This is a genomic window from Klenkia taihuensis, from assembly GCF_900112525.1.
Taxonomy (GTDB): Bacteria; Actinomycetota; Actinomycetes; order Mycobacteriales; family Geodermatophilaceae; genus Klenkia; species Klenkia taihuensis.
In genome coordinates this window covers 142247-163933 of the sequence record NZ_FOMD01000005.1, presented here as the reverse complement: position 1 = coordinate 163933, position 21687 = coordinate 142247, and the positions used below count along the sequence as shown (strand labels likewise).

21 protein-coding genes and 1 tRNA gene are annotated in these 21687 nt (G+C 75.2%); 18 read left to right on the top strand and 4 right to left on the bottom strand.

The window, feature by feature from the left end; genetic code table 11:
- Positions 1–46: 46 nt before the first annotated feature.
- Positions 47–928 (bottom strand): TetR/AcrR family transcriptional regulator, encoded by an 882-nt coding sequence (locus tag BM158_RS19790; RefSeq protein ID WP_091563706.1) that lies wholly within the window; start codon positions 926–928, stop codon positions 47–49.
- A gap of 176 nt (positions 929–1104) precedes the next feature.
- On the opposite strand from BM158_RS19790, the gene steA reads away from it, so the two are divergent.
- The 8 genes from steA to BM158_RS19750 are packed head-to-tail and all read left to right on the top strand — an operon-like array spanning position 1105 to position 11517.
- The gene (steA, locus tag BM158_RS19785) at positions 1105–2289 is read left to right on the top strand and encodes a putative cytokinetic ring protein SteA (RefSeq protein WP_091563704.1); all 1185 of its coding nucleotides are present in this window, start codon (positions 1105–1107) and stop codon (positions 2287–2289) included.
- Complete coding sequence (locus tag BM158_RS19780) at positions 2286–3263, top strand: copper transporter (protein ID WP_091563701.1); 978 nt, start codon at positions 2286–2288, stop codon at positions 3261–3263. The genes steA and BM158_RS19780 overlap by 4 nt, the downstream gene beginning before the upstream one ends.
- A complete protein-coding gene (locus BM158_RS19775) occupies positions 3263–4093 on the top strand; it encodes a hypothetical protein (RefSeq protein WP_091563699.1) in 831 nt (276 codons plus the stop codon). Before BM158_RS19780 ends, BM158_RS19775 begins: the two co-directional genes overlap by 1 nt.
- Position 4094: 1 nt before the next feature.
- Positions 4095–5774: a murein biosynthesis integral membrane protein MurJ gene (murJ, locus tag BM158_RS19770; RefSeq protein WP_091563697.1), complete on the top strand. Its 1680-nt coding sequence runs from the start codon at positions 4095–4097 to the stop codon at positions 5772–5774.
- On the top strand, positions 5771–6886 hold the full coding sequence (locus BM158_RS19765) for a glycosyltransferase family 4 protein (RefSeq protein WP_091563694.1): 1116 nt from the start codon (positions 5771–5773) through the stop codon (positions 6884–6886). Before murJ ends, BM158_RS19765 begins: the two co-directional genes overlap by 4 nt.
- Positions 6883–9231 carry a hypothetical protein gene (locus BM158_RS19760; RefSeq protein ID WP_091563692.1) on the top strand — a complete coding sequence of 783 codons (2349 nt, stop codon included), beginning with the start codon at positions 6883–6885 and terminating at the stop codon, positions 9229–9231. The genes BM158_RS19765 and BM158_RS19760 overlap by 4 nt, the downstream gene beginning before the upstream one ends.
- The gene (locus BM158_RS19755) at positions 9215–10939 is read left to right on the top strand and encodes a CTP synthase (RefSeq protein ID WP_268247891.1); all 1725 of its coding nucleotides are present in this window, start codon (positions 9215–9217) and stop codon (positions 10937–10939) included. Before BM158_RS19760 ends, BM158_RS19755 begins: the two co-directional genes overlap by 17 nt.
- On the top strand, positions 10939–11517 hold the full coding sequence (locus BM158_RS19750; protein ID WP_091563690.1) for an NUDIX domain-containing protein: 579 nt from the start codon (positions 10939–10941) through the stop codon (positions 11515–11517). Before BM158_RS19755 ends, BM158_RS19750 begins: the two co-directional genes overlap by 1 nt.
- On the opposite strand, the gene BM158_RS19745 is transcribed toward BM158_RS19750, so the two are convergent.
- Positions 11482–12096, bottom strand: coding sequence for a hypothetical protein (locus tag BM158_RS19745; RefSeq protein WP_091563688.1), 615 nt, complete (start codon positions 12094–12096; stop codon positions 11482–11484). The two genes, BM158_RS19750 and BM158_RS19745, sit on opposite strands and share 36 nt — an antisense overlap.
- A gap of 77 nt (positions 12097–12173) precedes the next feature.
- Here BM158_RS19745 and xerD point away from each other — a divergent pair, with 77 nt between their 5' ends.
- From xerD to BM158_RS19695, 10 genes are all read left to right on the top strand, one after another.
- A complete protein-coding gene (xerD, locus tag BM158_RS19740) occupies positions 12174–13130 on the top strand; it encodes a site-specific tyrosine recombinase XerD (RefSeq protein ID WP_229827350.1) in 957 nt (318 codons plus the stop codon).
- Between the two features lie 141 nt (positions 13131–13271).
- Positions 13272–14186 (top strand): ParA family protein, encoded by a 915-nt coding sequence (locus tag BM158_RS19735; RefSeq protein WP_091069342.1) that lies wholly within the window; start codon positions 13272–13274, stop codon positions 14184–14186.
- Positions 14183–14671, top strand: coding sequence for a hypothetical protein (locus BM158_RS22140; RefSeq protein ID WP_091563685.1), 489 nt, complete (start codon positions 14183–14185; stop codon positions 14669–14671). The genes BM158_RS19735 and BM158_RS22140 overlap by 4 nt, the downstream gene beginning before the upstream one ends.
- A gap of 10 nt (positions 14672–14681) precedes the next feature.
- A complete protein-coding gene (locus tag BM158_RS19725) occupies positions 14682–15512 on the top strand; it encodes a segregation and condensation protein A (protein ID WP_229827351.1) in 831 nt (276 codons plus the stop codon).
- Positions 15509–16354 carry an SMC-Scp complex subunit ScpB gene (gene scpB, locus BM158_RS19720; protein ID WP_091563681.1) on the top strand — a complete coding sequence of 282 codons (846 nt, stop codon included), beginning with the start codon at positions 15509–15511 and terminating at the stop codon, positions 16352–16354. Before BM158_RS19725 ends, scpB begins: the two co-directional genes overlap by 4 nt.
- 12 nt (positions 16355–16366) lie before the next feature.
- On the top strand, positions 16367–17209 hold the full coding sequence (locus BM158_RS19715; RefSeq protein WP_229827352.1) for a pseudouridine synthase: 843 nt from the start codon (positions 16367–16369) through the stop codon (positions 17207–17209).
- Between the two features lie 43 nt (positions 17210–17252).
- Positions 17253–17615, top strand: a complete 363-nt coding sequence (gene aroH, locus BM158_RS19710; protein ID WP_091563678.1) for a chorismate mutase — start codon at positions 17253–17255, stop codon at positions 17613–17615.
- Entirely contained in the window at positions 17612–18292 is a 681-nt protein-coding gene (cmk, locus tag BM158_RS19705; protein WP_091563676.1) for a (d)CMP kinase, read from the top strand. Before aroH ends, cmk begins: the two co-directional genes overlap by 4 nt.
- Positions 18289–19635, top strand: coding sequence for a ribosome biogenesis GTPase Der (gene der / locus BM158_RS19700; RefSeq protein ID WP_091563674.1), 1347 nt, complete (start codon positions 18289–18291; stop codon positions 19633–19635). Before cmk ends, der begins: the two co-directional genes overlap by 4 nt.
- Positions 19636–19709: 74 nt before the next feature.
- Positions 19710–19783, top strand: a tRNA-Pro gene (locus BM158_RS19695).
- A gap of 230 nt (positions 19784–20013) precedes the next feature.
- Here BM158_RS19695 and BM158_RS19690 read toward each other — a convergent pair.
- Both BM158_RS19690 and BM158_RS22900 read right to left on the bottom strand, forming a co-directional pair.
- Positions 20014–21147: a tyrosine-type recombinase/integrase gene (locus BM158_RS19690; protein ID WP_131802090.1), complete on the bottom strand. Its 1134-nt coding sequence runs from the start codon at positions 21145–21147 to the stop codon at positions 20014–20016.
- A gap of 130 nt (positions 21148–21277) precedes the next feature.
- Positions 21278–21445, bottom strand: a complete 168-nt coding sequence (locus tag BM158_RS22900; RefSeq protein ID WP_423221525.1) for a helix-turn-helix domain-containing protein — start codon at positions 21443–21445, stop codon at positions 21278–21280.
- Positions 21446–21687: the final 242 nt, after the last annotated feature.

Below are 21687 nucleotides of genomic sequence, written 5' to 3'. Positions count from 1 at the left end.
CCCGGCCGGCGCGTCAGCGCCGGGTGGGGGGCACCGTGGTCCTTCCTCAGGTCCTCCGTTTGGCGTAGCTGGCCAGGCCGAACTGCAGCAGCGCCAGGCCCCGCTCGCCGGCGGACCGCAGCTCGTCGGCGAGCTCGGCGCCGTCGGGGTCGGGGGACAGCACCCGGTCGCGGGCCAGCTCCAGCAGCGACTGGTACAGCCCCAGCACCGCGTGCGCGGCCAGCCACGGCTCCAGCTCCCCGGCGGCGGCCCGGGTCTCCAGGGTGATCTGCTCGGCCAGGGCGTCGGTCAGCTGGCCGAGGATCTCCCGCTCGCGGACCTGCAGGGTGCGCGAGCCGCGGATCACCCGGGCCATCTCGGCGACGGCGGGTGCCGCGGCCGGGTCACCGAGCCGGCTGCAGGCGGCCACGATGAAGGTGCCGGCGGCCGCGGCCACCGACTCCCCGGTCCGGCGCCGGCGCACCGCGTCCAGCAGTGCGGCCTGCATCGGCGGGTCGGCCTCGAAGACCAGGCCCTCCTTGACCGGGAAGTGGTTGAACACCGTCTTCTCCACCACGCCGGCCCGCTGTGCGATCTCCAGCACGCTCACGTGGTCGAAGCCGCGCTCGGCGAACAGCGCGGCCGCGGCGTCGACGATGGCCTCGCGGGTCTGCTGGCGGCGCAGCTCCCGCAGGTTCACCCCGCGCCGGCGGCGCCGGGCCGGCCGGGGCGCCTCCGCCGCGGGCTCGGGCTCGGCGGACGGGACCGGGGCGGGTGCGGCCGGCTGGTCGGCGAGGGCCCGGCCGACCTCGTCGGCGGCGTCGGCGCGGGCCTGCTCGGCGACGACGTCCTCGGGTCGCTCCGGTGCTGTGGCTGCACCGGGTGCGTCGTCGGGGGGAGTCGCCGGGACAGTCGCTGCAGCTCGCCCCGCCCGGGCCCCACCAGTCACCCGAGCCACGCTAGAGGCACCTCCCGAGGGCCCCCGACGGGGTACCCGGCGCCGTCCCGGCGTGTCGTCCGACCCCGGTGTCGGCCACGCTCCGTGACCGCTCGACTGCCCCTCAGCGGCGTGCGGGAGCGCGTCGGGCGGTGGACCTGTCGGCCCCACGTGCGACGATCGCGGCCATGCGCATGGGTTCCCTGCGGCGTTCGCGCGCCGCCGACACCACCCCCGGGGTCAGCGGGACCGTGCGGCTGGACCGCCGCACCAAGAACCTGACCAAGCGGCTGCGGCCCGGCGACATCGCCGTCATCGACCACGTCGACCTCGACCGGGTCAGCGCCGACTCCCTGGTCGCGTGCAAGGTCGCCGCCGTCGTCAACGCCGCCGCCAGCACCTCCGGGCGGTACCCCAACCTCGGCCCCGGGATCCTCGCCGCGGCCGGCATCCCGCTCGTCGACGGCGTCGGCCGCGACGTCTTCGCCGCGGTCAAGGAGGGCGCCACCGCCCGGCTCGAGGGCGGCACCCTCTACGTCGGCGACGAGGAGGTGGCGTCGGGCACCGAGCAGACCGAGGAGACCATCGCCACCTCGATGGCCGAGGCGCGCGCCGGGCTGAGCACCCAGCTCGAGGCCTTCGCGGCCAACACGATGGAGTACATGAAGAAGGAGCGGGCGCTCCTGCTCGACGGCGTCGGCGTGCCCGACGTCCGCACCGACCTCGAGGGCCGGCACGTGCTCGTCGTCGTCCGGGGCTACGACTACAAGGAGGACCTCGCGGCGCTGCGGTCCTACGTCCGCGACTACCGCCCGGTGCTCATCGGGGTGGACGGCGGGGCCGACGCGCTCATCGAGGCCGGCTACCAGCCGGACATGATCATCGGCGACATGGACTCGGTCTCCGACGACGTGCTGCGCTGCGGCGCCGAGGTGGTCGTGCACGCCTACGCCGACGGCCGCGCCCCGGGGCTGCAGCGCGTGCTCGACCTCGGTGTCGACGCCATCACTTTCCCTGCCGCGGCCACCAGCGAGGACATCGCGATGCTGCTGGCCGACGAGAAGGGCGCCACGCTCATCGTCGCGGTCGGCACGCACGCCACCCTGGTCGAGTTCCTCGACAAGGGCCGCGGCGGCATGGCCTCCACCTTCCTCACCCGGCTGCGGCTGGGCGGCAAGCTCGTCGACGCCAAGGGCGTCAGCCGGCTCTACCGCAGCCGCATCTCGACCATCGCCCTCGTCCTGCTGGTGCTCGCCGCCCTCGTCTCGATCGGCGCCGCCCTGGCGGTCTCGACCGCCGGCCGCATCTACGTCGACCTGCTGGTCGACCAGTGGGACAGCCTCGTGTTCTGGTTGGAGAACCTCTTCTCGTGATCGACTTCCGCTACCACCTCGTCTCCCTGATCGCGGTCTTCCTGGCCATCGCGCTCGGCGTGGTCATCGGCACCACCGCGCTCAACGGCGGCCTGCTGGACAACCTGCAGACGCAGGTCAGCGGCCTGCAGGAGGACAAGCGCGGGCTCGAGGACACCAACCAGGGTCTGCAGGCCCAGCTCGACGCCACCGGCGGGTTCGCCGAGGAGGTCGGCCCGGCCCTGGTCGCCGGCACCCTGGCCGGCCGCTCGGTCGTGCTGGTGATCGGCAACGAGGACGTCAGCGCCCCGGCCGTGGACGAGATCACCGCGCTGTTGGGCGACGCGGGGGCCACCGTCACCGGCACCGTCCGGCTGACCCCCGCCTACAGCGACCCGGCGACCGGCAGCAGCCTGCAGGCCTACGTCACCGGCCCCGGCGCGCTCCCGCCCGGCGTGACCCTGCCCGAGGAGGCCGGCGACACCGGCGTGCTGGTCGGCAGCCTGCTCGCCCAGGTGCTGATGATCGGGCCGGGCACCGACGGCGGCGCCCCCGTCGTCCCGCCGACCACCTCCACCTCCCAGGTGCTCGCCGGGCTGTCCGCGCTGGGTGTGCTGAGCCAGGAGAGCGCCAGCGTCACCGCCGCCGACCACGCGGTCTTCCTCACCTCGGGGTCGCTGACCGGCGACGACGCCGCCGAGCGCAACGCCACCCTGGTCGAGCTGGTGACGGCGCTGGACGAGCAGGGTTCGGGCGCGGTCGTCTCCGGCGACGCCGGCGCGGCCGCCGACGGCGGCCTGGTCGGCACCATCCGGGCCGACCCCACCGCCTCGGCCGCGGTGTCCACCGTGGACAACGCCAACGCACCCGAGGGCCGGATCAGCACGGTGCTCGCGCTGTCGGCCGAGGGCGAGGGCACCTCGGGCAAGTACGGCACCGGCGAGGACGCCCAGCCGGTGCCGCCGATCCCGGCCGTGGCGGGGGCGGGCGGCTGATGGCCGGCCGGCTCGCGTTGGCCGCGGCCGGCGCCGCGCTCACCACCGCCGGCCTGGCCGCGGCCCGCGCCGTCGCCGACGGCCCGGGCGCGCAGCGCTGGCGGCGCACCAACTACGCCGGGCGGCCGGTCACCCTGCTCGGCGGTGCCGCGCTGGCCGGGGCGGCCACCGTCACCGCGGCCGCCGGCGCCCCCGCCGGGTTCGGCCCGGCCGCGCTCCTGGTGGGTGCGGTGTCCGGCGCCGTCGGCGGCTACGACGACCTCGCCGGCGCCCGCCCGGACCAGGCCCGCGACAAGGGCCTGGCCGGCCACCTCGCCGCGCTGCGCGCAGGCCGGGTCTCCGCCGGGGCGGTCAAGGTCGCCGGCATCGGCGCCGCCGGCGCGGCCGCGGCCCTGCTCACCCGTCGGGGCACCGGGGCCGGGGCGCTGGTGGACGGCGTGCTCACCACCGGCCTGGTGGCCGGCACCGCGAACCTGGTCAACCTGCTGGACCTGCGCCCGGGCCGCGCGGCGAAGGCCGGCGCCCTGCTGGCCGGGGCCACCCTCGCCGGGCCGGCCGGCGCCGTGGTCGCCGGCCCGCTCGGCGCCGCGCTGGCGGTGCTGCCCGACGACCTGGGCGAGCGGGTCATGCTCGGCGACTGCGGGGCCAACGCCCTGGGCGCGGTGCTGGGCCTGCGGCTGGCCGCCGGCCGCTCCCGCGGCACCCGCGCCGCAGTCCTCGGCGTCGTCACGGCGCTCACCCTGGCCAGCGAGAAGGTCAGCTTCACCCGGGTCATCGAGGCCACCCCGGGCCTGCGCGAGCTGGACCGGCTCGGCCGGCGCCCGGCCTGAGGTGACCCGGCAGCAGGCCCTCCGCGGGGTCGCCGGGGCCGCCGCGCTCATCGCGGTGCTCACCGTGCTGGCCCGGGTCGCCGGGTTCGGCCGCACGGTCGTGTTCACCAACACCGTGGGCGCGGGCAGCACCGCCGACACCTACCTCGCGGCGAACAACGTGCCCAACATCGTCTTCGAGGTGGTCGCCGGCGGGGCGCTGGCCGGCCTGGTGGTGCCCATGCTGGCCGGGGGCATCGCCGCCGGTGAACGCGAGCAGGTGCGGCAGACCGCCTCGGCCCTCCTGGGCTGGACGCTGCTGGTGCTCGTGCCGCTGGCCGCGGTGCTGGCGCTGGCCGCCCGGCCGATCGCCGGGGCGCTGCTGGGGGCCGCCGCCGCCGACCCCGCCAAGGCCGAGCTGGCCGCCCGGTTCCTGCTGGTGTTCGCCCCGCAGGTCGTGCTCTACGGCATCGGCATCGTGCTCACCGGCGTGCTGCAGGCCCACCGCCGGTTCGCCGGCCCCGCCCTGGCGCCGCTGCTGTCCTCGGTCGTGGTGGCCGGCGCCTACCTGACCTTCGCCGGCATCGGCGGCGGCCGGTCGGTCGACGAGCTGTCCCGGCCGGCCGAGCTGGTGCTCGGGGTGGGCACCACGCTCGGCGTCGTCGCGCTGGCCGGGTGCCTGCTGGTGCCGCTGCGCGGGCTGCGGCTGGGGCTGCGGCCGCAGCTGCGGTTCCCGGTCGGCGCCGCGCCCCGGGTGCGCCGGCTGGCCCTCGCCGGGGTGCTCACGCTGCTCGGGCAGCAGCTGGTGGCCGTGGTCGCGATCCGGCTGGCCAACGCCGGCGGGGTGCCCGACGGCACGCAGACCGTCTACTTCGCGGGGATGACGCTGTTCCTGCTGCCGTGGGCCGCGCTGGCGGTGCCGCTGGCCACCTCGGCCTACCCGGGGCTGTCCGAGCGGGCGGCGGCGGGCGACGACGCCGGGTTCTGCCGCCTGCTGGCGCCGGTGACCGTGCTGGTGGTCGCGCTGTCCGCGGTGGCCGTCGCGGTGCTGGTCGCGGTGGCCGGCCCGGTCGCCCGGGTGTTCTTCGCCACCGACCGGGCCGCAGCCCAGCTGCTGGCCCCGACCGTGGTCGCCTTCGTCCCCGGGCTGCTGGGCTACGGCCTGGTCGCCGTGCTCACCCGGGCGCTCTACGCCCGTGGGCTGTGGCGGTCCCCGACGGTGTGCGTGGCCGGCGGCTGGCTGGTCGCGGTCGCGGCCGACCTGGTGCTGGCCGGGCTGCTGCCCGACAGCGACCGGGCCGTCGCCCTGGCGCTCGGCCACACCGTCGGGGTCAGCGTCGCCGGCGTCGGCCTGCTGGTGGTCACCGCCCGGGTCGCCGGTGCCGGCGCGCTGACCGGGCTGGGGCGGCTGGGCGTCCCGGCGCTGGTCGGTGCGGCGGCCGGGGGAGCGGCCGGGGTGGCCGTGGCGCGGGCCCTGGGGGCCGACCCGGTACCCGGCGGCGGCGCGCTGGCCGCGGTCGGCACGGGTGCGCTGGCCGGCGTCGCCGTCCTCCTCGTGGCCGCAGCGGTCATCATGGGGACCGCCCGCGGACCGCTGCGGGCCGCGCTGCGCGGCCTGCGCGGTGGCGGGCAGGGCCCGGACCAGCAGGTGGAGGACCAGCGGGGCAGGGACGAGCACAGGACGGCGGAGGAGGCCCGGTGAGCGCGGTGGACGGGGAGCTGACCGGGCGACGGGTGGCCCAGGTGCTGGCCACCAGCACCGGCGGCGTCGGCACCCACGTGCGCTCCCTGGTCGGGCCGCTCACCGCTGCCGGCGCGCTGCTGCGGGTCTGCGGGCCCGCCGCCACCGACGAGCTGTTCGGCTTCGCCGCCGCCGGCGCGGCCTTCCGCCCGGTGCAGATCTCCGCGGTGCCCGGCGACCCGCGGGCGGTCCTCGCCCTCGCGCGGGCCACCGACGGTGCCGACCTGGTGCACGCCCACGGGCTGCGCGCCGGGCTGGTCGCCGCGCTGGCCCGCCCGGTCGCCGGCGCCGACCGGCCGCTGGTGCTCACCCTGCACAACGCGCTGCAGCCCGGCGGCGGGGCCACGCAGGCACTGCTCGGCCGGGTCGAGGCCGCCACCATCCGGGCCGCCGACCTGGTGCTCGCCGCGTCCGCCGACCTGGCCGACAACGCGTGGCGGGCCGGGGCGCGCGACGTCCGGGTCGCCCCGGTGTCGGCCCCGCCGCTGCCCGCACCGACCCGCGACCGCGCCGCGGTCCGCGCCGAGCTCGGCGTCCCCGGTGACCGCCCGCTGGTGGTGGCCGTGGGCCGGCTGCACCCGCAGAAGGGCTACGGCACGCTGCTGGACGCCCTCGCCGCGATGGGCCCGGACGCGCCGGCGGTGGCGATCGCCGGCGACGGGCCGCAGCGGGCCGAGCTGGCCGACCGGATCGGCGCGCGGGGCCTGCGGGTGCAGCTGCTGGGCCGGCGTACCGACGTCGCGGACCTGCTCGCCGCCGCCGACGCCTGCGTGCTGCCCTCGGTCTGGGAGGCCCGGTCGCTGACCGCGCAGGAGGCCCTGCGCACCGGCACCCCGCTGGTGGCCACCCGGGTGGGCGGCATCCCGGAGCTGGTGGGCGACGCCGCCGAGCTCGTCCCCGCCGGCGACCCCGCCGCGCTGGCCACCGCGCTCACCGCCGTCCTCGGTGACCCCGACCGGGCGCGCCGGCTGGCCGACGCCGGCCGCGACCGGGCCGCGCAGTGGCCCGACGAGGCGGGCACCGCACGCTCGCTGGTGGCGGTGTACCGCGAACTGCTCGGGTCCCCCGGGTGAGCGCCGCGCGCCGCGCCGCGCTGGCCCTGCTCGCCGTCCTGGGGGTGCTGCTGGGCACCGCCGTCCCGGCCACCGCGGCCGACGGGGCCGACGGGGCCACCGTGGACCGCGTGGTGGTGGTCGGCGTCCCGGGGCTGACCTGGGCCGACGTCGACCCCACCGGCACCCCGGCGCTGTGGCAGCTGGCCGGCAGCTCCTCCATCGGGGCGCTGTCGGTGCGCGCCGCCCGCTCCACCACCTGCGTGCTCGACGGCTGGGCCACCCTCGGCGCGGGCAACCGGGCCCGCTGGGCCGGCCGGGTGGACCCGCTGCCGCCGGTGCCGCTGCCCGACCAGGGAACCGAGGGCAGCGGGGTGGACGCCGACCCGCCGGGCCTGTTCGACTCCGTCCCCGAGGACACGTCGCTGTCCTACTGCGGCCTGCAGGAGCAGGTGGCCGCCGTCGGCCTGGCCGACCCGCAGGCCGCCGTCGAGCTGATCGCCGACGACCCCGCCACCGCCCGCTTCGGCGCGCAGCCCGCCGCACTGTCGGACGCCGTGGGCTGTGCGGTGACCGTCGGCCGCGCCGCCACCGTCGCCGCCGCCGGCGGGGACACCCGGCTGACCCAGCTCGACGCGTTGCCGACCGACCCGGCCGCGGCGGCCGGTCTGCTGGAGAACTGCCCGCTGAGCCTGCTGTCCCTCGACCAGCTGCTGGACGCCGGCACACCGGGGTCCGGTGAGACCGACACCGGCACCGACCCGCTGTCCCGCCCGGCCGCGCTGGGCGCCGTCGACAACGCCGTCGCCGGTCTGCGCAGCGTGCTGGACACCCTCCCCGGGAACACCCTGCTGCTGGTCGACGGGGTCTCCGAGGTCAACGACGGCCGCCCGCAGCTGCACGTGGCCATCGCGCACGGCCCGGGCTTCGACGGCGGGTGGCTGAGCTCCTCGAGCACCGGCCGGGCGCCGTTCGTGCAGCTGATCGATGCCGCGCCCACCGCGCTGGCCGCGCTCGGCGTCGACCAGCCGGCGTCGATGAACGGCCAGCCCATGACGGCCACGGGCGAGCGGCCCGCGCTGGCCGACGCGATCGACCAGCTCGAGGTGGCCAACGAGCGGGCGGTGGTGCACTACCGCAGCACCGGTGACTTCTTCTGGGCGCTCGTGCTCGTCGGCGCCGCCGTCGTGGGCCTGGGCCTGCTCACCCTGGGTGGCTGGCGGGCCCCGCGGGGCACCCCGGCCCGGTGGCGCCGGTGGTGGGCCGCCCACCGGCCCGGCCCGACGGTGCGCGCCCGGCTGCGGCGGCTGCTGCGGCCGGTGTGCCTGCTCGCCGCCTCGCTGCCGGTGTCCACCTACCTGGCCTCGCTGGTGCCCTGGCAGGACGCCGGGTCGCCGCGGTGGGCGCTGGCCGGGTCGGTGGCCGGCATCGCCGGGCTGCTCACCGCGGTCGGCGCGCTCGGCCCCTGGCGGCGCCGACGGCTGGGGCCGGCCCTGGTCGTCCTGGCGGTCAGCACCGCGGTGCCGCTGGTCGACGTGGCGACCGGGTCGCACCTCGAGCTGGACGGCCTGCTGGGCTACGACGCGATCGTGGCCGGCCGGTTCACCGGGTACGGCAACCTCACGTTCGGCCTCATGCCGGTCAGCACGCTGCTGCTGGTCGCCGCCGTGGCGACCGCCCTGGCGCGCCGCGCACCCACCGGCGGCCGCCGCCGGGCGCTGGTCACCGTCCTGGCGGTGGGGGTGGTGGTCGTCGGCTTCATCGGGACGCCGGCGCTGGGCCGCGACTTCGGCGGGGTCATCGCCGCCGTCCCGGGGTTCCTGCTGCTGGCCATGCTGCTGGGCGGCATCCGGGTCACCGTCACCCGCCTGGTCGCGGTGCTCGCCGTCGCGGTGCTGGCCGTCGGGTCGGTCGCGGTGCTGGACTGGACCCGACCGCCGTCGGAGCGCAGCCACCTGGGCCGGTTCGTGGCGCAGGTCCTCGACGGCCAGGCCTGGACGGTGGTCAGCCGCAAGGCCGTGGCCAACGTCGACATCCTGCTCGGCAGCCCGCTGGCCTGGACGCTGGCGGTCGCCGCGGTCGCCGCGGTCTGGCTGGTGCGGCCCGGTGGCCTGCTCCGCAGCCGCGACGGGCACCGCCCCGGCGGGCTGCCTCCGGCCGACCTCGCCGTGCTGCGGGCGGCCCTGCTGGCCGTCGCGCTCTCGCTGGTCGTGGCGGCGGCGGTCAACGACTCCGGGGTGGCCATCCCGGCGACCGCGGCGACCCTGCTCGTGCCCCTGCTGGTCTGGCTCGCCGCGGCGCCGGTCGAGCACGGGGGAGGCGACCCGGTGCGTGTTAGCGTGAGCGCCCGTGGGTCGACTGACTGAACAGCGGAACCTCCTCCCGAACTCAGCCCCGACGAAGTTCGTCTTCGTGACCGGTGGCGTCGTCTCCTCCCTCGGCAAGGGGTTGACCGCGAGCTCGCTGGGCGCCCTGCTGTCGGCCCGGGGCCTGCGGGTGACGATGCAGAAGCTGGACCCCTACCTCAACGTCGACCCCGGGACGATGAACCCCTTCCAGCACGGCGAGGTCTTCGTCACCGAGGACGGCGCCGAGACCGACCTGGACATCGGGCACTACGAGCGGTTCCTGGACACCGACCTCACCGGCCGGGCCAACGTGACCACCGGCCAGGTGTACTCCGACGTGATCGCCAAGGAGCGGCGCGGGGAGTACCTCGGCGACACCGTGCAGGTCATCCCGCACATCACCAACGAGATCAAGGCCCGCATGCTGGCCGGCGCGGAGGCGGCCGGCCGCGACGGGGACCCGGTCGACGTGGTCATCACCGAGATCGGCGGCACGGTCGGCGACATCGAGTCGCTGCCCTTCCTGGAGGCCGCCCGCCAGGTGCGGCACGAGATCGGCCGGGACAACTGCTTCTTCCTGCACATCTCGCTGGTGCCCTACATCGCGCCCTCGGGCGAGCTGAAGACCAAGCCCACCCAGCACTCGGTGGCCTCGCTGCGCAGCATCGGCATCCAGCCCGACGCGCTGGTCTGCCGCTCCGACCGCGAGATCCCCGACGGCATGAAGCGCAAGATCAGCCTGATGTGCGACGTCGAGGCCGAGGGCGTCATCTCCTGCGCCGACGCGCCGTCGATCTACGACATCCCCAAGGTGCTGCACCGCGAGGGCCTGGACGCCTACGTCGTCCGCCGCCTCGGCCTGCCCTTCCGCGACGTCGACTGGACCGTGTGGGGCGACCTGCTCGAGCGGGTGCACAACCCCAAGCACACCGTCACCGTCGGCCTGGTCGGCAAGTACATCGACCTGCCCGACGCCTACCTGTCGGTCACCGAGGCGCTGCGCGCCGGCGGGTTCGCCCACCGCACCCGCGTGCAGATCCGCTGGGTGCCCTCCGACGACTGCCAGACCCCCGAGGGCGCCGCCGCCGCGCTGGCCGGCGTGGACGCCGTCTGCGTGCCCGGCGGGTTCGGCGTGCGCGGCATCGAGGGCAAGCTCGGCGCCCTGCGGCACACCCGGACCAACGGCATCCCGACCCTGGGCCTGTGCCTGGGCCTGCAGTGCATGGTCATCGAGGCCGCCCGCGACCTGGCCGGCGTCGAGGGCGCCAACTCCGCGGAGTTCGACCCCGACACCCCCGACGCGGTGATCTCCACGATGGCCGACCAGGTCGACATCGTCGGCGGCAGGGGCGACCTCGGCGGCACCATGCGCCTGGGCAGCTACCCGGCCGCGCTGGCGAAGGGCTCGCAGGCCGCCCTGGCCTACGGGTCGACCGAGGTCACCGAGCGGCACCGGCACCGCTACGAGGTCGCCAACGCCTACCGCGACCGGCTCACCGACGCCGGCCTGGTCATCTCCGGCACCTCGCCGGACGGCACGCTCGTGGAGTTCGTCGAGCTGCCCGCCGACGTGCACCCCTTCTACGTCGGCACCCAGGCCCACCCGGAGCTCAAGAGCCGGCCCACCCGCCCGCACCCGCTGTTCGCCGCGTTCGTCAAGGCCGCGGTCGACCGGCAGGAGTCCGGCCGCATCCCGGTGCCCGAGACCGCCGAGATGGGCATCTGATGTACGAGGTGCTGGGCAGCGAGCAGGTCTACGAGGGCCGGGTCATCTCGCTGCGCAAGGACACGGTCGCCATGCCCGGCGGCGGGTCCTCGGTCCGTGAGGTGGTGACCCACCCGGGCGCGGTCGGCGTGGTGGCGCTGGACGACGACGGCGCCGTCGTCATGCTCAGGCAGTACCGGCACTCGGTCCGCGAGCACCTGTGGGAGCTGCCGGCCGGGCTGCGGGACGCCGAGGGCGAGCCCCCGCTGGAGACGGCGAAGCGCGAGCTGGCCGAGGAGGTCCAGCTGGCCGCCGACCGCTGGCAGCTGCTCACCACCTCGCTGTCCACGCCCGGCTTCTGCGACGAGGTCGTCGGGCTCTACCTGGCCGAGGGCCTGCACCCGGTGGACCGCCCCGAGGGCTTCGTCGTGGAGCACGAGGAGGCCGACATGACCGTCGAGCGGGTGCCGCTGGAGCGGGCGGTGCAGATGGTCTTCGACGGCACGGTGCGCAACGCGCTGGCGGTCATCGGCATCCTCGCGGTGACCGCGCACCGCAGCGCCTCACCGGGACTGCGCCCGGTCGACACGGGCTTCTGACCGCAGGCCCAGCCGGCGCAGCTCCAGGTCGGCCAGGGCCGCGGTCGCGACGGCGTCCCCGGCCCGCCAGGCCGCGCCGGTGCCGGCGGGCAGCCGGGCCAGCTCCGGCAGCGGCGCGGTGGCCACCGCCCGGGCGGCCAGCAGCTCGACGTCCAGCCGGCCCGCGGCGGCCGCCTGCCGCGCCCAGCCCAGCCGCCACCCGCCCCACCGGACCAGGGCCCAGCCGACCGGGATGACCACCAGCGCCGCGGCGAGCACCCAGGCCAGGGTGTGCACCGCGTCCTGCAGGCCCTGCCCGGCGCCGGCCAGGCCGGACCCGGACTCCCCGAGCGCGCCGAACGGCGCCGAGAGCTCGTCCCCGACCAGCGGCACGTCCTCCGCGACGCCGGCCGCGTCGCCCATCGTGTCGCGGATCGAGCCGCCCAGGGACTCCAGCTGGACGCCCGGCTCGGCCAGCACGAGCACGGCGGCGTGCACCACCCGGGCGACGAGCACCCACAGCACCGCCCACGCCACCAGCAGCACGTCGGCGGTGAGCTGGCGGGTCCGCAGAGCCGGTCGCTGGGCGTAGAGGCGCACGGCGTCGATCCTCACCGGCGGCGGCCGGGACGGCGTGTCAGCCACACCGGCCGCGGCGCATCGGGTGGAGTGGGGTGGTGACCTCGCTGACCGCGCGCGCCCCCGGGCCGCCGGTGCAGCGCGTGGTCACCGGCTACCTGGACCACCTCACCGTCGAGCGCGGGCTGGCCGCGAACACGATCAGCTCCTACCGGCGGGACCTGCGCCGCTACACCGGCTTCCTCGAGGCGGCCGGCGTCCGCGGGTTCGCCGAGGTGGCCGACAGCGACGTCGCGGCGTTCCTGGTGGCGCTGCGCACCGGCGACGAGGAGCACCCGCCGCTGTCGGCGTCCTCCGCGGCGCGGGCCGTCGTCGCCGTCCGCGGGCTGCACCGGTTCGCGCTGCTCGACGGGCTGGTCGGCGACGACGTCGCCGCCGAGGTGCGCCCGCCGACCCCGGACCGCCGGCTGCCGAAGGCGATCACCGTCGAGCAGGTCGAGGCGCTGCTGGCCGCCGCCGGGGACGGCGAGGGCCCGCGGCCGGTCCGCGACCGGGCGCTGCTGGAGGTGCTCTACGGCACCGGCGCCCGCATCTCCGAGGCCGTCGGGCTGGACGTCGACGACCTGGACGGCACCGCCGGCGTCGTCCGGCTGGCGGGCAAGGGCGGCAAGCACCGGGTGGTGCCGGTGGGCAGCTACGCCGTCCGCGCGGTGCAGGACTACCTGGTCCGGGCCCGGCCCGCGCTGGCCACCGGCCGGTCGGCCCGCGGTGCGCTGTTCCTCAACTCCCGGGGCGGGCGGCTGTCCCGGCAGTCGGCCTGGGCGGTGCTGCGGACGGCGGCCGAGCGCGCCGGCCTGGCCGAGCTGGCCGACCTGTCACCGCACACGCTGCGGCACTCCTTCGCCACCCACCTGCTCGACGGCGGCGCCGACGTCCGCGTGGTGCAGGAGCTGCTCGGCCACGCCTCGGTGACCACCACGCAGGTCTACACGCTGGTGACCGTGGACCGGTTGCGCGAGGTCTACGCGACCAGCCATCCCCGCGCGCTGCGCTGACCTCCTCGTTGTTCCGCGTGTGACGGGCGGGGCGGAGCGAGGTCACGGCACCGGCGAGAACTGCCGATGGATGGGTCGGAGGACGACAAGTCGACAAAGCGTCCTCCCCGCAGACGCACCCGACCGGAAGAGGCACCGAGGATGGCGACACCCGTCGTGACGAGCTCCGCCGTCGCGCACCCGTACGCGGATGCGGAGGTGGAGATGGGCGCCCCCGCCGGCCGGGTGGACCCGGCGAAGGCCCGGCAGCGTCCGCTGCCCACCCCCAAGCCGCTGGACCGGCACGGGCCCGCCCGCATCGTGGCGATGTGCAACCAGAAGGGCGGGGTCGGCAAGACCACCTCGACCATCAACCTGGGTGCCGCCCTGGTCGAGCACGGCCGCCGCGTGCTCCTGGTGGACCTGGACCCGCAGGGCGCGCTGTCGGTGGGCCTGGGCATCCAGTCCCAGCAGCTCGAGCGCACCGTCTACAACGCGCTCATGGAGCGGCACACCACGCTGCGCGACGTCATCGTCCGCAACGTCGGGCACGTGCGCGGCCTGGACCTGGCGCCGTCGAACATCGACCTGTCCGCCGCCGAGGTGCAGCTGGTCAGCGAGGTCGCCCGCGAGCAGTCGCTGCTGCGCGTGCTGGCCGAGGTGCGCCAGGAGTACGACTACGTGCTCATCGACTGCCAGCCCTCGCTCGGCCTGCTGACCGTCAACGCGCTCACCGCGGCGCAGGGCGTGATCATCCCGCTGGAGTGCGAGTTCTTCTCGCTGCGCGGCGTGGCCCTGCTGGTGGACACCATCGACAAGGTCAAGGAGCGGCTGAACCCCTCCCTGGAGGTCGACGGCATCCTCGCCACGATGTACGACTCGCGGACCGTGCACGCCCGCGAGGTCTTCAGCCGGGTCGTCGAGGCCTTCGGCGACACGGTCTTCCAGACCGTGATCACCCGCACCGTCCGCTTCCCGGAGACCACGGTCGCCGGGCAGCCCATCACCACCTGGGCGTCGACCTCCACCGGTGCGCAGGCCTACCGAGACCTGGCCAAGGAGGTCCTGGCACTGTGACGCGACGCCCCGTCCTCCCCGGCGCGAGCGAGCTGTTCTTCCGGCGCACCGACGCCGCCGCTGCCGCCGAGCCCGCCGAGACCGCCCCGGTCTCGACGCTGCCCACCCTGGCCGCCGCCGCGGCCTCCCCGTCGCTGCGCGGCAACGCCAAGCGGACGGCGGAGCCCGTGCTGCCCCCGCAGGACGCCGTCCCGGCGACGCCGTTCCAGCTCATCCACGGCGAGGCCCGCGACGAGCTGGCCGCGCTGCGGACGCTGCCCACCAGCGGCCGCGGCCGCACCCGGGTCAAGCACGAGGAGAAGATCACCGTCTACTGCTCGGCGGAGGAGCTGCTCGCGCTGGAGACAGCGCGGCTGACCCTGCGCGGGGATCACGGCGTGGTGGCCGACCGCGGCCGGATCGTGCGGGAGGCCGTCGCCGTCCTGCTGGCCGACCTCGACGCCCACGGCGAGAACTCCGTCCTGGTCCAGCGCCTGCAGAAGTAGCCTGCACCGTGTGACCAGCCTGGCGGAACCGCCCGTCGCCGAACCCGGCGACGGGCGGTTCCGCGTCCGGCTGACCAACTTCGAGGGCCCCTTCGACCTGCTGCTGCAGCTGATCGGCAAGCACCAGCTCGACGTCACCGAGATCGCGCTGTCCCAGGTCACCGACGACTTCATCGCCCACCTGCACGGCCTGGGCGACGAGCTCGACCTGGACCAGGCCTCGGAGTTCCTGCTGGTCGCGGCCACCCTGCTCGACCTCAAGGCCGCCCGGCTGCTGCCCGCCGCCGAGGTCGACGACGAGGAGGACCTCGCCGTCCTGGAGGCCCGGGACCTGCTGTTCGCCCGGCTGCTGCAGTACCGGGCCTACCAGCAGGTCACCGGCTTCCTGCGCGAGCGGGAGGCGGAGGCGGCCCGCCGTCACCCCCGTGACGTCGCCCTGGAGCCGCGGTTCGCCGCGCTGCTGCCCGAGGTGCTGCTCGGCGTCACCCCCGAGCAGTTCGCCGCCCTGGCCCGGCAGGCGCTGACCCCCAAGCCGCCGCCGACGGTGGACACCACCCACCTGCACACCTCCACCGTCGACGTGGGCCAGCAGCTGCTGCTGGTCCGCCGCCGGGTCGCCGAGCGCGGCCGGGTCACCTTCGCCGCGCTCACCGCCGACGCCGCGCACACCCTCGAGGTGGTCGCCCGGTTCCTGGTGCTGCTGGAGCTCTACCGCCAGCAGCTCGTGGACGTCGCGCAGGAGACGCCGCTGGGCGAGCTGACCGTCTCCTGGACCGGGCCGCGGCTGGTCGGTGGCCGGCTGCCGGGGGAGACCGCCGACCCGGTCGTGGACGACCTGTGAGCGACCGCGACCCCATCGCGTGGGACCGGCTGGCCGCCGAGATCTCCGCCGCCGAGGACGAGGCACCCACGGCCGAGCACGACTGGGACGCCGTCGCCGCCGAGCTCGCCCGCTCCTTCGACGCGGCACCGGCCCCCGCGCCCGAGCAGGCGCCCGCCGACCCGGGGGAGTGGTCCGAGCCCGAGGCCCCGCCGGAGCGTCCCGCCGTCCCGCTGGAGGACCTGCCGTCCCTGGACGACGTCCCCGTCGAGGAGTCGACCGCCCCGGAGGAGGACGACGACGAGCCGGCCGCCGACCCGGAGGCGCTGCGCGGAGGTCTGGAGGCGCTGCTGTTCGTCGTGGACACCCCCGTCGACGAGGCGACCCTGGCGGCGGCGCTGCGCTGCACCGTCGGCCGGGTGCGCGACGGGCTGCGCGAGCTGGGCGAGGAGTACGACGCGCGGGGCGCCGGGCTGGTGCTGCGCCGGGTGGGGGAGGGCTGGCGGCTCTACACCCGCGAGGAGCACGCGCCGGTGGTCGAGCGGTACCTCACCGACGGCCAGCGCAGCCGCCTCACCCAGGCCGCGCTGGAGACCCTCGCCGTCATCGCCTACCGCCAGCCGGTCACCCGGGCGCGGGTCTCGGCCATCCGCGGGGTCGGCGTCGACGCGGTGGTGCGTACATTGGTGTCCCGGGGTCTGGTGCACGAGTGCGGGACCGACCCCGACAGCGGTGGGGGGCTGTACGCCACCACCCCGCTCTTCCTCGAACGGCTGGGCCTCACCGGGCTCGACGAGCTCCCCGAGCTCGGTCCGCTGCTGCCCGAGACCCGCGCCGTGATCGCCGAGCGACCCGATTCGTAGTAGAAGGACCCGATGACCGACAGCAGCACCGACCACCCCAGCCAGGGCGACGAGCACGGCGTCTGGTCCGAGGACATGGAGCTGGCCCCCGCCCACCCCGGGGACCGCGAGCCCGCCGAGGTCGAACCCGGCCAGGGGGAGCGGCTGCAGAAGGTGCTCGCCCGCGCCGGCGTCGGCTCCCGCCGGGTCTGCGAGGACATGATCGACGAAGGCCGGGTCTCCGTCGACGGCAAGGTCGTGCTGGTGCAGGGCATGCGGGTCGACCCGCGGACGGCGCACATCGCCGTCGACGGCGCCCGCATCGAGATCCGCACCGACCGGGTCACCTACGCGATGAACAAGCCCTTCGGCGTCATCACCGCGATGAGCGACGACCGCGGCCGGCCCTGCGTCGGCGACATGGTCGGCGACCTGGCCAAGGGCCTGGTGCACGTGGGCCGGCTGGACCAGGACACCGAGGGCCTGCTGATCCTCACCACCGACGGCGAGCTGGCCCACCGGCTGGCCCACCCCTCCTACGAGGTGCCCAAGACCTACCTGGCGCAGGTGTCGGGCACCGTGGCCCGCGACCTGGACCGCCGGCTGCGCGCGGGCATCGAGCTCGAGGACGGGCCGGTCAAGGTCGACAGCTTCGAGCTGGTCGACCAGCACGCCGGGCAGTCCGTCGTCCAGGTCGTGCTGCACGAGGGCCGCAAGCACATCGTCCGCCGGCTGCTGGCCGAGGTCGGTCTGCCGGTCTCCCGGCTGACCCGCACCAAGGTCGGCCCGGTGGAGCTGGCCCGGATGCGGACCGGGGTCATCCGCAAGCTCTCGCGCGCCGAGATCGGTGCGCTGCAGGAGCTCGTCGGCCTGTAGGGCCTCCCTAGACTCGACCGAACGCCGACAGACAGGAGTGCACGTGGCCGTCCGAGCCATCCGGGGTGCGACGCAGGTCGACGCCGACGAACGCGAGCAGGTGCTCGAGGCGACCCGGGAGCTGGTCCAGACGGTCATCGACCGCAACGGCCTGGTGTCGGAGGACCTGATCAGCATCCTGTTCACCGCCACCCCCGACCTGGTCAGCGAGTTCCCCGCGCTGGCCGCCCGCGAGCTGGGGCTGGGCGACGTCCCGCTGATGTGCGCCACCGAGATCGCCGTCCCGCACGCCCTGCCCCGGGTGCTGCGGCTGATGGCGCACGTGGCCACCGACCGCCCGCGCGCCGAGGTGCAGCACGTGTACCTCCGCGGCGCGGTCGCCCTGCGCAAGGACATCGCCCAGTGACGCACTTCAGCGGCCAGGTCACCCTCGACGGGCCCTCGGGGACGGGGAAGTCCAGCGTCGCCCGGGCCGTCGCGCTCGAGCTGGGTGCGGCCTACCTGGACACCGGCGCCATGTACCGCGCCGCCACCGTCGCCGTCCTGGACGCCGGGGTGGACCTCGACGACGCCGAGGGCATCACCCGCGCGGTGACCCGGGCGGCCATCGGCATCGGCACCGACGCGGCCACCGAGCGGGTCACCGTGGACGGCGCCGAGGTCACCGAGCGGATCCGCAGCACCGAGGTCACCCGCGCGGTGTCGCCGGTCTCGGCCGTCCCCGCCGTCCGGCGGTTGCTGGTTGACGCCCAGCGCGCGCTCGTGGCCGACGCGACCGCGGTCGTCGTCGAGGGCCGCGACATCGGCACCGTCGTGCTGCCCGACGCGACCCTGAAGGTCTACCTGACCGCCGCCCCCGAGGCCCGCGCCGAGCGCCGGGCAGCCCAGCTGGGGGTCACCGACCCCGCCCGCATCGCCGCGATCGCCGAGGACCTGCGGCGCCGCGACGCCTACGACAGCACGCGCGCGGACTCCCCGCTGCGCCCGGCCACCGACGCCGTCACCGTCGACAGCACCCACTGGGAACGGCACGAGACGATCGCCGCGATCGTCGAGCTGGCCCGCGAGAGAGCAGAAGCATGAGCACCCCCACCTCCGGACCGCTGCCCGTGGTCGCCGTCGTCGGCCGCCCCAACGTGGGCAAGTCGACGCTGGTCAACCGGTTCCTCGGCCGCCGCGCCGCCGTCGTCCAGGACACCCCCGGGGTGACCCGCGACCGGATCGCCTACGAGGCGCTGTGGAACGGCAAGAACTTCACCGTCGTCGACACCGGCGGCTGGGAGCCCAAGGCCGCCGGCATGGCCGCCTCCATCGCCCGGCAGGCCGAGTACGCGATGAAGACCGCCGACGTCATCGTCCTCGTCGTCGACGCCCAGGTCGGGGTCACCGAGACCGACCTGGCCGCCGCACGGGTGCTCCGGCGCTCCGAGCAGCCGGTCATCCTGGTCGCCAACAAGGTCGACGACGAGCGCAGCGAGGCCGGTGCGGCCGAGCTGTGGTCGCTGGGGCTGGGGGAGCCGCACCCGGTCAGCGCGCTGCACGGCCGTTCCGCCGGTGACCTCCTGGACCTGGTGCTCGACGCGATGCCCGAGGCGCCGCGGGAGTCCCTGGAGGTCGGCGGGCCGCGCCGGGTGGCCCTGGTGGGCCGGCCGAACGTGGGCAAGTCGAGCCTGATCAACCGGCTGTCCAAGCAGGAGCGGTCGGTGGTCGACTCCGTCGCCGGCACCACCGTCGACCCGGTCGACTCGATCGTGCGGCTGGACGGCGAGGACTGGAAGTTCGTCGACACCGCCGGCCTGCGCAAGCGCGTGGGGACGGCGAGCGGCACCGAGTACTACGCCAGCCTGCGCACGGAGGCCGCCATCGAGGCCGCCGAGGTCGCCGTCGTGCTGCTGGCCGCCGACGAGGTGATCAGCGAGCAGGACCAGCGGATCATCACCCAGGTCATCGAGGCCGGGCGTGCGCTGGTCATCGCGATCAACAAGTGGGACACCCTCGACGAGGACCGGCACGCCCAGCTGGAGAAGGAGATCAGCCGCGACCTGGCCCGCATCCAGTGGGCGCACCGGGTCAACATCTCCGCGCTCAAGGGCCGCGGGGTGCACAAGCTGGCCGACCACCTCCGGTCGGCGCTGGAGTCCTGGGAGTTCCGCGTGCCGACGGCGGAGCTGAACGGCTACGTGCGCCAGCTGGTGCAGGAGACCCCGCCCCCGGCCCGCGGCGGCCGAGCGCCGAAGATCAAGTACGTCACGCAGGCCGACGTCCGGCCGCCGCGGTTCGTGGTGTTCTCCACCGGGTTCCTCGAGGCCGGCTACCGCCGCTTCCTGGAACGCAAGCTGCGGGAGAAGTGGGGCTTCGAGGGCACCCCTATCGAGGTCTCGGTGAAGGTCCGCGAGTCCAAGGCCCGGGACCTCAAGAAGGGCTGACCCCCGCGCGGGAGCCGCTCCGGCGTCGGGTAACCTTCCCGACGCAGCTCACCGACGCCCCGGCGTCGCGAGCTCGGGCTGTAGCGCAGCTTGGTAGCGCACTTGACTGGGGGTCAAGGGGTCGCAGGTTCAAATCCTGTCAGCCCGACAGAGAAGTAGCAGGTCAAAGGCGGGTCGTCCGAACCGGGCGGCCCGCCTTCGCCGTCTGTGTAGCAACGCGTGTAGCAACGCGGGTGGAACCCCCTCCGAGACCCGCCGAGGCTGACCGGGCCGTCCGGCGCCGCAGGGTCCCCCGGGCGAGGCCCTCAGGCCTCGCGAGCACGGCCTGAGGTCCCTGCAGGCTGGCTCGGACGACCGAACCGGTGTTCATTCAGGCGGTTAGCGCCACAGGCCGCCGTCAGGGGGCGGTGGGGTGTCGCCATCGTCCTCTCGGCGGGACCAGTCGACGGCACGGTCCAGATGGTCGGCAGCCTCGCGGCTCTGCTCACTGGTGACGTGGCTGTAGATGTCGGCCGTGATCGCGAACGACGAATGGCCGAGGTGTTCCTGCACCACCTTGATGTGCACGCCTGCGGCGAGCAGGAAGCTGGCCGCAGAGTGGCGGAGGGTGTGCAGGTGCGCCCCGGGCAACCCGGCGCGTCGGGCGACGACGCCGAACCGCCTGAGGACGTTGCGCGGCTCGAGTGGGGTGCCGATCTCGGTGGTGAACACGAAGTCCTGCTCGACCCACGTGTCGCCGGCGCGACGACGCTCATCCGCCTGCCTGCTCCTGTGCTCTCGGAGCAGATCCACCGCGGAGCCGGGAAGAGAGACGGATCTACGCGACTTGTCGGTTTTCGGCTCGCCGAGCACCAGGCCGACGGACGTCCGCGTGAGCGTCCAGCGGATGCGCAGGATGCGGCTCTCGAGGTCGATGTCGGCCCAGTGCAGGGCGAGGGCCTCACCACGCCTGAGGCCGGTGGCGAGCAGGAGTCGGATCACCGGCTCGATCCGCTCACCCTCGAGGGCGTCCAGCAGGCTGCGGGCCTGAGTCGGTGTCAGGAAGTCGGCCTCGCGCCTGCCGATGCTCGGGCGGCGAACTGCCACGGCCGGATTGCTCTGCATGAGCCCGTCACGGACGGCGATGTCGAGCGCAGCCCGCAGGACGGTGTAGATGGTGCGGACTGTCGAGGGGGCCAGGCCGGCCTTGCGCTTGGCCACCACGAGGGCCTCAATGTCGGACGGACGCAGATGGTCCAGTCTCCGCTGGCCGAGGTCGGGGACGAGGTGTCGGCGTGCCACGGCGGTGTAAAGGTCGATCGTGGACTGACGTCTGTCGCTGGCGGCAAGACTGCCGTTGATCCAGGTCTCGATCCAGCTCGCGACGGATGTCGTTGACGGCTTGATCGGCGTACCTCGTTGTAAGGCCTCTCGGACCACTCGCTGCTTTCTGCGAGCCTCGGTCTGCGTGGATCCATAGACCCGTCGCCGCCGAAGCTTGCCGAGCTCGTCGCGGTAGCTGACCTCAGCCACCCATCGACCGTCGGCCTGCTTGAAAACTGACCCCTCGCCGTTCGCGCGTCTGCCCACGTGCCGGTCACTCCACCTCTGCTACGCCGCCCTGCGTACCGGGTGGCGACCTGCTGCCCGGTCCCAACTGGGTCTAAGACGCAGCCTGGAGCTGGTCGACATAGCGGCGGAGCTCGGTTGTGGACACACGGCAGCTCCGACCGATGTGCACAGGCCGGATTGCTCCCTCGGCGATGAGCCCGTAAAGGGTAGTCCGGCTGATGCTCAGGACGGTGGCTGCATCACGTGTCGTCAGCAGCATGGGGGACTCGACCGCAACTTCCTCGGTCTGATTCGCAGTGGTCATGTGAGCCCTCGTCGTCGGTCGGCGCGGTCCGCTGTCGACCTCAGTAGGTGGTGGCTCGAGCGCTCCTACTGACAGCGGTCAGCGGGCGGATGACTTGAACTCCGAAGGTCTGTAGGGCATCCAGACGCCCCACGAGGCGATGAGCTGCACGTTCGGTTCATCCGGCACATCGTCCATCGGCATACAGATGCGTCCAG